The organism is Bacteroides sp. HPS0048 (assembly GCF_964240755.1).
GTDB lineage: Bacteria > Bacteroidota > Bacteroidia > Bacteroidales > Bacteroidaceae > Bacteroides > Bacteroides nordii.
This window is the reverse complement of the sequence record NZ_CAXSVC010000030.1, coordinates 1-12943: the sequence shown is the minus strand read 5'-3', so window position 1 is coordinate 12943 and position 12943 is coordinate 1. Positions and strand designations below refer to the sequence as shown.

The following is a 12943-nucleotide window of genomic DNA, read 5'->3' as shown; positions in this document are numbered from 1 at the left end:
CCGGATGAGAGGAATTAATATTATTTCTATGTTAATTGGTTTTTGGGGATTTAACATATTTCCCATATTGGCACAAACACAAGTAAAACCGGAAAGTATCGATAATCTGATATGCTTCTGGAGTTTTATGGAAGAGAGTGGGACCGAAAGAATCTCTTCCGGACGTTGTCAATATGCCTTACGAGAAGGAACTCCTTTTATAGAAAGAGTAAAAGAGGGTGTTTTTGGTGAATATTCTGCCCGGATAAAAGAGGGAGAATGGTTTTATATACCTCGTGCTCAATGTCCTGCATTGAACATTCATGGAAAGGATGGAGAGGTGACTGTTGTTGCATGGATTAAGCGTGATGTGAAACAATACAGCCAATGTGAAGCGGTTGCCGGGATGTGGGATGAAACCCGGAAAAAGAGACAATATTGTTTGTTTCTGGATTTACGGATATGGGGCAGTAGTCAGCAAGCAGGAGGACATGTGTCCGGAACGGGAGGTGCTACCGAAGGATATAAATATTGTATGGACGCTGCGATTGGTAAAAGTAAGATTCCGTATTCCGAATGGGAATGTATCGGATTTACTTATGATACGAAAAAAGTCAGCGTTTATGTAAACGGATATCTGGATGTACGAAAAGAGCGTAATCCTTATCAGTATGATTTGGGATTATTTGACGGAGGTTATCTGGGAAGTGATTTTACGGTTGGTGCGGTCAACCGTTCCGGGGAAATGGGAAATTTTTTTGTGGGACAAATCGGTGGACTGGCTGTATATGACCGTGCTTTGACGAAGGAAGAAATGCGCTATTTATCTTCAAATATAAATAAATAATTATTATGATACGGAAAATTCAATTATTGTTGGTTATCTCTTTTTTTTATGGGGTTAATGTATGGAGTCAAGAGAAACTTCCGGTTTATCTGGATGATTCAAAGAGTATAGAACAACGGGTAGAAGATGCTTTGTCCCGGATGACTTTGGAAGAAAAAGTGGCTATGATTCATGCGCAGTCTAAATTCAGTACACCTGGTTGTCCGCGTTTGGGTATCCCGGAACTTTGGATGAGTGATGGTCCTCACGGAATAAGAGCAGAAATCAGTTGGGACAGTTGGGGGCATGCCGGTTGGACAAATGATTCTTGTACGGCATTTCCGGCGTTAACTTGTCTGGCGGCAACCTTTAACCCTGCATTATCATTAGAATATGGAAAAGCTATAGGAGAAGAAGCACGGTTTCGGAAAAAAGAAGTATTACTGGGACCAGGTGTGAATATTTACCGAACTCCATTGAATGGACGAAATTTTGAATATATGGGTGAAGATCCATATCTGGCTTCTCAAATGGTGGTTCCTTATATTCATGGAGTGCAACAGAATGGGGTATCAGCTTGTCTGAAACATTTTGCTGCTAATAATCAGGAACTTTGGCGTAAACGTATCAATGTTATAGTCAGTGAAAGAGCTTTGCGTGAAATTTATTTTCCCGCTTTTAAAGCAGGAGTCGAAAAGGGACATGTATGGTCTGTAATGGGGTCTTATAATAAATATGAGAATCAATATTGTACACACAACGACTGGCTGGTTAATAAGGTATTGAAAGGAGAGTGGGGATTCGATGGAGTGTTTGTATCCGACTGGGGAAGTACTCATGATACGGATGAGGCAGCATCCAATGGATTGGATATTGAGATGGGAACCCGTACTGATGGATTGAATTATACAGAGAAAATGGCATATGATAATTATTATCTGGCAAAACCATATCTGGTAAAGTTACGAAACGGAGAGCTACCCATGAAAGATCTTAATGATAAAGTACGGCGTGTTTTAAGATTAAATTTCCGTACCAATATGAATCGTAATCGTGGTTATGGTAGTTTTAGTACTCCTGAACATCGTAACGTAGCACGTCGTATTGCCGAGGAAGGGGTGGTTTTATTAAAGAATCAAGCTGATTTCTTTCCGATACCGGTCGGGAAGTATCAGAAGATAGCAGTGATTGGGGATAATGCAGTGCGTTCTTTGACTTTAGGAGGCGGTTCTTCCGAATTAAAAGTAAAAAAAGAAATATCTCCTTTAGAAGGATTGAAGGCACTTTATGGAGATGATAAAATTATTTATTCTGTCGGGTATACTTCCGGACCCAGTAAGTTCCATCCGCATCTGTTACCTCAACAGAAGGCTGATTCGTTAATTCAGGCAGCAGTCAATGTAGCAAAAGATGCGGATATTGTATTGTACTTTGGTGGATTGAATAAAAATCTGTATCAGGACTGTGAAGAGGTAGATCGTTTGGATTATAATCTACCTTATAGACAAGATGAGTTGCTAACAGCACTTTTGAATGTCAATAAGAATGTCGGTGTAATAATAATCAGTGGCAATGCGGTAGCCATGCCTTGGGTTAATAAAGTTCCGGCATTGATTCAATCGTGGTATCTTGGCTCGGAAGCCGGTCATGCCATTGCTGATATAATAGCAGGAAACGTAATTCCAACAGGTAAGCTACCTTTCAGTATACCTGAAAAGTTGGCAGATAACGGCGCTCATTATTATGGACAAAAATCTTATCCCGGTGATACACTGAATGTGGTTTATCAGGAAGATATCTTGGTTGGGTATCGCTGGCATGATACGAAAAGAATTCCGGCATTATTCCCATTCGGTTATGGCTTGTCTTATACCACTTTTGAATATGGAAAAGTAACAACCGATAAGAAGGAATATTTTTCAGGTGATACAGTCCGAATCTGTTTTACTTTGACTAATACGGGTAAATCGGAAGGATCAGAAGTTGTTCAGTTATATGTAGGACAGAATAAGCCTTCTGTTTTACGTCCGGTGAAGGAATTGAAAGCGTTTGATAAAATAAGGCTTCTTCCCGGAGAAAGTAAGGAAGTATCTCTTGCAATACCAGTGAAAGAATTTGCCTATTTCGATGATGTTAGAAAGGCCTGGGTTGTAGAACCAGATTACTATACTTTATATTGTGGTGCTTCTTCAAGGGATATAAAGAGTATAATAAAGATAAAAGTAAGGCAATGAAATTTCTTGTATGTTTTATCGGGCTGTTGCTTGGGTTAGGAAATAAAGCCGATGCGCAGCAATGTGCTTCTATGGCAGATATAAAAAAAGTGCATGATTTCATTGCGGCTTCATGGAATAAAACGGTCCGTTTCAGCCCTGAAGATACGGGAACCCTGATTGGATTACCATATCGTTATACCGTTCCGAGCATGAATGACTCTTTTCAGGAAATGTACTATTGGGATACTTTTTTTACGGGGGAAGGATTGATAGCAGATGGTTATGGTGATTTGGCTCAGTCGAATGTAGAGAATATGCTTTATATGGTTGAGCGCTATGGGAAGATGTTGAACGGAAACCGGACTTTTTTTGAAAACCGTTCTCAACCCCCATATCTGAGCAAGATGATAGAACATATTTATCTGAAGACTCATGATAAAGAATGGTTGAAAAAAGTACTTCCAGGTTTGAAAAAAGAATATTTCTTTTGGATGACACGACGTCTCACTCCTATTGGATTGAACCGATATTCAAACGAAGCAACCACTTCTGATAAAAAGAGAATCCTTTCTGTTTTACAAAGGCGTTTGGGTGATGGCTTTCGTGATAAAATAGAACGAATGAGTGATGGAGAACGTATGGAAGTGGCCTCTCACTATATTGCTGAGTGTGAATCCGGATGGGATTTCAGTCCCCGCTTTCAGACACGTTGTGAACATTTTTGTCCGATAGACTTGAATGCCAACCTTTATGGATATGAAAAGAACTTTGAATTTTTTGCAAAAGAATTAGGTTTTGGAGAAGAAGCACGGCAATGGCACCAGAAAGCGGAGCAACGTAAGGCATTGATACGGAAATATTGTAGGGATGAGAATAGCGGACTCTATTATGATTATGATTTTTTCAATGAGAAGCGTTCCGATGTTCTTTCGGCAGCTGTATTCAGCCTTTTATTTAATGGAGTTTTGTCCGATGAAGAGGCGCGTCGGCTGATTCCTGCGATATTATGTCTATTGGAGTTCAGGTATGGTATATCTGCATGTGAGAATAAAGAGTATGGGATTGTTTATCAATGGTCGTATCCTAATGGGTGGGCACCACTGAATTATCTGGCAGTAAATGGGCTCGATCGATATGGTTATAAGGAAGAAGCATTCCGTATTGCCCGAAAATATCAAATGGCTGTTGTGAATATTTATAAGGCAACGGGTAATCTATGGGAGAAATATAATGTGAATGAAGGTAATGTGAATGTTACAAACGAGTATAAGCTGCCTGCAATGCTTGGTTGGACAGCCGGAACATTTGTCTGGGTTTCCCAATATTTAGCTTCAGACAAATGATGATCGGGATGATTTGCCCGGATTGATTACAAAAGCCTTTATTGTTTGTAATACATATATAAAGGGAAAAACACTTTAAAGATTTATCCAAAATGAAACACGCTTTATTATTTTTGGTTGGGTTACTATTTTCTTCTTTTTGTCAGGGGACGATTGATGAAAGGTATCTGGACCCGTCACTTCCGATAGATAAACGAGTACGTATTCTGATGCGGCAAATGACGTTGGAAGAGAAGGTTGCTCAATTGTGCCAGTACGTAGGATTACAATACGGACGCAAAGACAAACCGATTGCATTTGAAAGCACCGATCCGGATACTCTTATTCGGAGTTTGTTGGAATCCAATGGGATAGCCCGAAATATATCTTTGGGTAAAGTAGGGGCATGTTTACATGTATATAGTGTTGAAGAAGCGAATATCCTGCAGATGATAGCCCGAAAGAGCCGTCTGAGAATTCCTTTATTGATAGCTATCGATGCCATTCATGGAAATTGTATGCATAGAGGTTGTACGGTTTACCCTACTTCCATTGGAATGGCTTCTTCTTTTAACCCGGTTTTGCTGAAAGAAATAGGTCGGCAAACTGCTGTTGAAATGCGCTCTTCAGGAGTACACTGGACTTTTAACCCTAATATTGAATTGGCTCGTGATGCCCGTTGGGGGCGTGTAGGAGAGACCTTTGGAGAGGATACTTATCTGGTGACACAGATGGGGACGGCACTGATTCTCGGATTACAGGGAGAGAATGGTTTTGATGGTTCCGGAGTATTGGCTTGTGCCAAGCATTTTGTAGGTGGAGGAGAACCTGCCGGTGGAATCAATGCTGCACCTATGGATATGTCTGAACAGAAATTACGCGATTTGTATTTGTCCCCTTTTGCCGAGGCTATCAATAAAGCTTATGTGGCTACGGTTATGCCGGCTCACAATGAATTGAATGGCGTTCCTTGTCATGCCAATCATTATCTGTTACAAGAAATTCTGCGAAATGAATTAGGCTTTCAAGGATTTGTGATAAGTGACTGGATGGATATCGAACGTTTGCATGAGATGCATCATTATGCTCCTTCCCAAGAAGAAGCGTTTCGTATGGCCGTGAAAGCAGGAGTTGATATGCACATGCAGGGAGATGGCTTCTTGGAAGCGATTATAGAGGCAGTCAGGAATAAATATATTCCGGAAACAAGAATAGATTTAACAGTTTATAAAATCTTAGAGGCTAAATTCCGGTTGGGATTGTTTGAGAATCCGTTGGTTGATATTCCGGCTTCCCGTTCTCTTATCTATACAGAGGATCATCAGGCTACTGCATTAGAAGCAGCAAGACAATCAATTGTTTTGTTGAAGAATGATGATTGTTTACTTCCGTTGAAACAAGAGCGGTATAAAAAGATTCTTGTTACAGGACCCAATGCCAATAGTCCGACGATAATGGGAGATTGGACTACGCGACAGCCGGAAGAAAATGTGATAACTGTGTTGGCAGGAATACAACAACAGGTACCGGATGCTGTAATTGATACGGTTTGTTTTTCCAATAAAATAAGGAAAATGGATCGTTCATTGATTAAGACTGCTGCACAGAAAGCTGTTGAAGCGGATATTAATATTGTCGTGGTAGGAGAGAATTCTGAACGGTATAACAGTGATCGTACTTGTGGAGAAAATTGTGACCGTGATAATCTGGAATTACCTACTCATCAACAGGAATTATTGGAAGCTGTATATGCTTCGGGTAAACCTGTTATTTTGGTTCTTCTTAATGGGCGACCATTGAGTGTTACATGGGCACAGCAACATATACCGGCCATTGTCGAGGCTTGGGAACCCGGAGGAATGGGTGGACAGGCTATAGCCGAAATATTGTTCGGAAAGGTTAATCCAAGCGGAAAGTTACCCATCACTTTTCCCCGCAGCGTCGGGCAGATTCAGACTGTATACAACCATAAAGCATCTCAATATTCCCGTAAATTCGCATTGACTACTACCGGCCCATTATATCATTTCGGATATGGGCTTAGTTACACAACATTTGAATATGGAAATCCGGTTTTGTCAAAAGATACCATACATACCAATGAAGCAGTTACCGTATCTTTTGAATTAGCCAATACAGGTCTTTGTCAGGGTACGGAGATTGCTCAACTGTATATACAGGATGAGTATGGAACGGTTACTCGTCCGGTGAAGGAGTTGAAAGGGTTTCAGCGAATAACTTTAAACCCGGGAGAAAAGAAACGGGTGAGTTTCTTAATCACTCCTGATAAGTTAGCTTTTTTTACGTCGAGAAAGAAATATGAGGTTGAACCTGGTAGTTTTAAAATAATGGTGGGAGCCTCTTCGCGGGAGCAAGACTTAAAAACTGTTTCATTAATGGTCAAATGATAATAACTTAAACAATTATTATATGAAGAAATATGCAAAATCTATATGGGTATGGATCATTTGGGGGATATTCCTTCCGGTATGTCATGCTCAGGAGTGTCTTACAAAGTTTCCCGAAGAATGTAATCCGGAACGGATTGGTTTAAAACTTGCCGAACGTTTTTTGGCGAGTGGGCATATGAGTCCGAGATTAATATCCTATCCGGAAGTCTGTACCTGGTATGGAGCTTTGAGATTTGCTGATGTGACGAATAATAAGGAATTACAAGATCGTTTGGAAGCACGTTTTCAACCACTTTATACGACAGAAAAACATTTATTTCCAAAGAAGAATCATGTTGATTTTAATATGTTTGGTAGTCTCCCTCTTGAATTGTATAATTTGACGAAAAATGTGAAATACTACGATTTAGGTATATCTTACGCCGATGCACAATGGGAACTTCCGGAAGATGCTACTCCTGAACAAAGAGCTTATGCCGCGAGGGGGCTTTCCTGGCAGACACGTATGTGGATTGATGATATGTATATGATTACCATTTTACAGTCAAAAGCTTATCAGGTGACGGGTGATTCTAAATACATGGATCGTGCTGCCAAAGAGATGGTAGCCTATTTAGATAGCATTCAGCAGCCTAATGGTCTGTTTTATCATGCTCCGGATGTTCCGTTTTATTGGGCACGTGGTAATGGTTGGTTTGCTGTAGGCCTGGCTGAGATGTTGTCTTATTTACCTGAAAAACATCCTGATAGGCCCCGGATTCTGAAAGGATACCTGAAGATGATGGAAACGCTAAAGAATTATCAGAATCCCCAGGGTACATGGTATCAGCTGATTGATAAGCCGGATATCTGGGTTGAAACATCGGGTTCAGCCATGTTCGTATATGCTATGATCCAAGGTGTAAGAAATGGTTGGTTGGATGTAAACGTGTATGGGAGTGTGGCTCGTAAAGGTTGGACCGGGCTGGTTCCTTACATCAATGCCGACGGGGATGTAACTGAAGTATGTAAAGGTACAGGTAAGAAGAATGATGAACAGTATTATTACGATCGTCCTCGTATTGTTGGTGATTTTCATGGTCAGGCACCTATGCTATGGTGTGCATACTCTTTGACTGAAGTAAACAGATAAGAATTTATTTTACTTTTTTATCTGCTATTCTAAGTAATATCTTTCTAATTACAATTTAATTCGTTGATTATGAAATTATTAAAGGTAGAGTGTTTGTTGATGCTTTTTTGTTTTACTACAGGACTGTCTGCTTGCGGAGGAGATGAAGATGAACCGATCAAGAATGATGTTCCTATACCGGAACTTTATGGACCTAAGCATGGTACGGGGTGGGTGGAACATACGTATGATTATTATATTCAAAAGCCCTGGAATTTAAATCTGGAAGAGAGATACACGTATGATAAAGAGAATGACGAACATACATTTAAAATAATCAAGGGGGATGAACCTTTTAAGCAAGGTGATCATACTTCTCCCCGTTGTGAACTCCGTATGCGAAATGATTATACAGAAGGCAATCATCAATTTGAAGCCGATTATTATGTAGTGGAAGGAACACATCGTACCGCAGTGATGCAAATATTTGGTTATCCTGTTGCTATTAATATTAAAGCTTATGAAGAGAATGGAGGAACATTGAAGTGGCATGATTCTCATGATATTGTTTCTCCTGTCTACAATAAGTGGGTACATCTGAATGTAGTGCATATGTTTACAGAACGTCAGATTTATGTTTATGTGGATGGTAAATTAATCCGTTCTTTTAGAGTGAAGGAAGATGCTCCTTCTTATTATTTTAAATGTGGGGTTTATTCAACGGTAAGTGAAGTAAGCGAGGTAAAAATAAAGAATATCAAATATTATTTCAAACCATAATAGAGGTAATTAAACTGCATAAATAAGAAGATGATGAAAATGATTGTTGTGAGATTTTTGTTGCTTGTGCTGGGATGTGTAATCGTACCGAATAATATGTGGGGATTTGAGTTAGTGAGTACATCTACTCCGCTGACGGTATATCATTCACAGAATGAGGCCGATGTAGTTCATACTGCTGTAAATTTATTTATTGATGATATGGAAGCCGTGTCCGGACAACTACCGGTAAAGACTGATTTGTTGAGGAATGCCCGGCTTCTGATTGGGACTTTGGGGCAAGAATCTTCTTTTGACTGCTATTTGTCCGACTGGAATATTCCCACAGATGATATTGCAGGTAAATGGGAAGCTTTTAAAATAAAAGTAGTGGAACGAAAAGACGTACAATATTTACTTGTATTAGGAAGTGATGCTCGTGGGACAGCCTATGGAGTTTTAGAGCTATCACGTATTATGGGTGTTTCTCCCTGGTATTGGTGGGCTGATGTATCTATTGAGAAGCGTAAATCGTGTGTACTTCCTGCCGGATATGAAAATGTACAGTCTCCTTCGGTTCAGTTTCGAGGTTTCTTTATTAATGACGAAGATTGGGGATTAGTTCCCTGGAGTACGAAAAATTTTGATCCTCAACCTCATACTACACTTGGGACAAAAACGTATGAAAAAGTTTTTGAATTATTGCTTCGTTTGCGGGCAAACACTTTATGGCCGGCAATGCATGGTTGTTCCACTCCTTTTTACTTTATCGACGGTGCCAGAGAGATGGCTGATAAATATGGCATCGTAATGGGGACTTCCCATTGTGAGCCATTGATGCGAAACACAAATGGTGAATGGGATAAAACCCGGAGAGAAGCATATAATTATGTGACTAACAAGGAAGAAGTACAAACCTTTTGGATGGAACGTCTGAATGAGTTGAAGCATTCGGAAAATATATATACTATCGGGATGCGTGGAGTTCATGATGGTAAAATGCAGGGTACCGGGAGCTTGGACGAACAGACACAGGTATTGTCCCAGGTGATAGCTGACCAGAGAACTTTGCTTACTCAATCTTTGGAAACCGATATTACCCGGATTCCTCAGGCTTTCATGCCCTATAAAGAGGTGCTTGATATATATAATAACGGTCTTAAAGTACCGGAAGATGTAACGATTGTGTGGTGTGATGATAATTATGGTTATATAACCCGGCTGAATGATAAAGAAGAACAAAAAAGAAAGGGAGGAGCCGGCATCTATTATCACATTTCTTATTTTGGAAAACCCCATGATTATTTGTGGCTATATAGTACGCAACCGGCATTAATATATAAAGAAATGCGACAAGCCTGGGATTATGGAGTACGTAAGTTGTGGATATTAAATGCCGGTGATATAAAACCAGCCGAATATGGTATCGAATTTTTTCTTGATATGGCATGGAATATTAATAGTATTTGTCCAAATACAATTTCGGAACATATGACTCAATGGTTGAATCGTGAGTTCGGAAAGTCACTGGCCGGGCCATTGACAAAAGTCTTTGAAGAGTATTTTCATTTGGCAGGTATTCGTAAACCGGAATTTATGGGCTGGAGTAAAGTACAGGAGTATCAAAAAGCTAAACGTAAAGGGGGAATGACCGAAGTGCAGGATAGCGAATTTAATCCTTTTATGTTTGGAGACGAGCTTCAAAGTAGAGTGGACTGTTATGAAACTATGGTGCAATCCGTACTTGCATGTGCCGGACAGGTGCCTTTATCCCGTAAAGATGCTTACTTTGAACTGGTACAATATCCGGTTCTTGCTGCATCGGCAATGAATCGTAAACATTTGTATGCTCAAAAAGCCCGTTTATTTGCAACATATTACTATCCGGCGGCCAATGAATATGCCCGTAAAAGCCGTGAAGCATACAATGAAATAGCAGCTTTGACAAGGACATATAATAAAGATATTCAGAATGGGAAATGGGATGGAATGATGGACATGGCTCCTCGTAAACTACCTGTTTTTGAAGCGCCGCTCTTACCGGATGAAGTAAAGAGGAATCATTTGCTTCCGGCAGAAATCTGGATGGATGGGCACATAGGACCTTTGGTGCCGGATAGGGTAACAGAACTTCCTCTATGGAGTTTGGGACGGGATACAGAGTTACTTTTTTCCTTATTCAGCCGGGGAAACCGGAAGATTGACTGGAAAGTCATTGAACAACCGGTATGGCTGGATATTATAGAGAAAGAGCGGGATTTACTATATGAAAAGACTCTGGCATTGAAGGTGAAAGAGGAGAAAGTGCAACTATTGAAAAACACAAAACAGAAATTCCGTTTACAGGTGGACGGGCAAACTTATGATTTTAATATATCGTTTGCTCGGTTACCTGACGGAGTAAAAGTTGAGACACGGGGAATGATTGCATGGAATGCGTCGGATTACAACGGAGAACCGGATGCTCAAATAATAAAAGGACTTGGACACAGCCAGTCGGCCGTACTGCTTCCAAAAGGTAAAACATTGACTTACGAAGTGTATACTGCATCTTCTGGTAACGCAGTATTGCGTACTGCTTTATTACCCGGACATGCTGTGAATGGAGGTCATCTGCGATATTCGGTTTCTGTGGATGAACTACCTTCCCGGATTGTAGTCTATGATGCTGTAATAGGGACCGGAGAGTGGAAATCAAATGTTCTGAGAGGGCAAACCTTGAAAGAAACTTTCTTTCAGCTTGATACTCCCGGAAGACACATCATTCGTATCAAGGCATTGGATAATGATGTAGTTATTGACCAGTTAATGTTAGATTTTGATGTGGAACGAAAATTTTATCAGTTTCCTGTCAGATAGAGTGCTAAATACAAATTTAAAATAATGAACGATGAAAAGAAGAACTTACCGTACTCATCTGATTGGTTGTATTTTGATGGCATGTGTGCTTTTGTTGGGGATTATTTCTTGTGGGAATGATGATAATACTTTGGACGAAGCAGATCCGGAGTGCTCTGTATTGCCCGAAGTTGATTGGGAACACGATTCTTTTAAAATACTTAAAGGAGTAAATATTAGTGGCTGGTTGTCACAAACTTCTACGCGGAAAGTGGGGGTAGATGCTTTCTTTACTAAAAAAGATGCGCAGAAGTTGGCAGGCTGGGGATTCGACCATATCCGTTTACCGGTAGACGAGGTTGAGATCTTTACGGAAAAGGGGGAATGGAAAGAAAAAGAACGTGGGTTGATTCATAAAGCTGTTGAGTGGTGTAAAGATTTGAATATGCGTGTTATTCTCGACTTTCATATTCTTCGTTCTCATTATTTTAATGATACGGAAAATATGACTTTGTGGAGTAGTAAAGCTGAGCAGGATAAACTATCCGATATGTGGAAAAAACTGTCTGCAGAATTTAATCAATACCCCAACAGCCTTTTGGCATATGAACTTCTGAATGAACCGGTTCCGGATACTCCCGGACAATGGAATAAACTGTCTTCCCGGCTGATAAATGAATTGCGCGTATTGGAACCGGATCGGATGATTGTGCTTGATGCAAGTAGTCATAGTTCGATAGGGGCATTGAGTACACTTGAAATTCCCCAGAATGATCCGAATATTATACTTTCAGTACATTTTTATACTCCTCATTTATTAACGCACTATCAGGCAGGATGGTGGCCGGCATTAAAACGATTGACTATCAAATTACATTATCCGGGACAATTGGTATCCCATCAGGATGTGGATACCATCCGGGACTCTGAAAATCTTCGGGTCGTAAATTATTATAATGGATATTATGATAAGGCTATTTTGACGGAAAAGATACAAATTGCATTAGATAAATCGAAAGAAACTGGATTACAGATACATATTGGCGAAGTGGGCTGTATAGAGAATACAGATCCTATGGTAAGACTGAACTGGATGAGTGATGTGGCAGCCATCTGTAAAGAACATAATGTTGCATTTTCCGTATGGGGATATAAAGCTGGATTTGGTATAATGAATGATAATGGTACGGCTAAAGACCAGCGTGTGATAGATGTATTAACCCAATAAATAAGGAAGAGTAAACGAAGATAGCAGATTTATATACTTTCTCACTACAATTGAATAATACTCTGCCGATATTCGTCTCTAGGTATTGGCCTCACAACACCCGGATGTTTTATATAATAACACCCGGATGTTGTTGTACAAAACATCCGGATGTTGTGAGGGTAAAGAAGTATACTTTCAGGGCCGACGCATTAAATAAATTACTATTGCATATGTACTTTTCTTATTGTTATTTAATTGAATATTAATTGTT

The 12943-nt window shown here is 40.0% G+C and carries 8 protein-coding genes; all 8 read left to right on the top strand.

The window, feature by feature from the left end; genetic code table 11:
• Nucleotides 1–4 precede the first annotated feature (4 nt).
• Entirely contained in the window at nt 5–826 is an 822-nt protein-coding gene (locus ACESQI_RS18790) for a LamG-like jellyroll fold domain-containing protein (RefSeq protein WP_195571177.1), read from the top strand.
• Between the two features lie 5 nt (nt 827–831).
• Nucleotides 832–3039 carry a glycoside hydrolase family 3 C-terminal domain-containing protein gene (locus ACESQI_RS18785; RefSeq protein WP_256143177.1) on the top strand — a complete coding sequence of 736 codons (2208 nt, stop codon included), beginning with the start codon at nt 832–834 and terminating at the stop codon, nt 3037–3039.
• Complete coding sequence (locus tag ACESQI_RS18780) at nt 3036–4364, top strand: trehalase family glycosidase (protein WP_223382048.1); 1329 nt, start codon at nt 3036–3038, stop codon at nt 4362–4364. Before ACESQI_RS18785 ends, ACESQI_RS18780 begins: the two co-directional genes overlap by 4 nt.
• Before the next feature lie 92 nt (nt 4365–4456).
• Nucleotides 4457–6751: a glycoside hydrolase family 3 N-terminal domain-containing protein gene (locus ACESQI_RS18775; RefSeq protein WP_373126761.1), complete on the top strand. Its 2295-nt coding sequence runs from the start codon at nt 4457–4459 to the stop codon at nt 6749–6751.
• A 22-nt stretch (nt 6752–6773) separates the two neighbouring features.
• Entirely contained in the window at nt 6774–7886 is a 1113-nt protein-coding gene (locus ACESQI_RS18770) for a glycoside hydrolase family 105 protein (RefSeq protein WP_025867989.1), read from the top strand.
• A gap of 69 nt (nt 7887–7955) precedes the next feature.
• Nucleotides 7956–8645, top strand: coding sequence for a polysaccharide lyase family 7 protein (locus ACESQI_RS18765; protein WP_002561802.1), 690 nt, complete (start codon nt 7956–7958; stop codon nt 8643–8645).
• Nucleotides 8646–8675: 30 nt separating this feature from the next.
• The gene (locus ACESQI_RS18760) at nt 8676–11483 is read left to right on the top strand and encodes a glycosyl hydrolase 115 family protein (protein WP_373126759.1); all 2808 of its coding nucleotides are present in this window, start codon (nt 8676–8678) and stop codon (nt 11481–11483) included.
• Nucleotides 11484–11514: 31 nt separating this feature from the next.
• Nucleotides 11515–12690: a glycoside hydrolase family 5 protein gene (locus ACESQI_RS18755; RefSeq protein ID WP_320935161.1), complete on the top strand. Its 1176-nt coding sequence runs from the start codon at nt 11515–11517 to the stop codon at nt 12688–12690.
• Nucleotides 12691–12943: the final 253 nt, after the last annotated feature.

Excerpts from the sequence above, each read along its gene's own strand:
- ACESQI_RS18790 (WP_195571177.1), top strand. The coding sequence starts at position 5 with ATGAGAGGAATTAATATTATTTCTATGTTAATTGGTTTTTGGGGATTT.
- ACESQI_RS18770 (WP_025867989.1), top strand. The coding sequence starts at position 6,774 with ATGAAGAAATATGCAAAATCTATATGGGTATGGATCATTTGGGGGATA.
- ACESQI_RS18760 (WP_373126759.1), top strand. The coding sequence starts at position 8,676 with ATGATGAAAATGATTGTTGTGAGATTTTTGTTGCTTGTGCTGGGATGT.
- ACESQI_RS18765 (WP_002561802.1), top strand. The coding sequence starts at position 7,956 with ATGAAATTATTAAAGGTAGAGTGTTTGTTGATGCTTTTTTGTTTTACT.
- ACESQI_RS18755 (WP_320935161.1), top strand. The coding sequence starts at position 11,515 with ATGAAAAGAAGAACTTACCGTACTCATCTGATTGGTTGTATTTTGATG.
- ACESQI_RS18785 (WP_256143177.1), top strand. The coding sequence starts at position 832 with ATGATACGGAAAATTCAATTATTGTTGGTTATCTCTTTTTTTTATGGG.
- ACESQI_RS18780 (WP_223382048.1), top strand. The coding sequence starts at position 3,036 with ATGAAATTTCTTGTATGTTTTATCGGGCTGTTGCTTGGGTTAGGAAAT.
- ACESQI_RS18775 (WP_373126761.1), top strand. The coding sequence starts at position 4,457 with ATGAAACACGCTTTATTATTTTTGGTTGGGTTACTATTTTCTTCTTTT.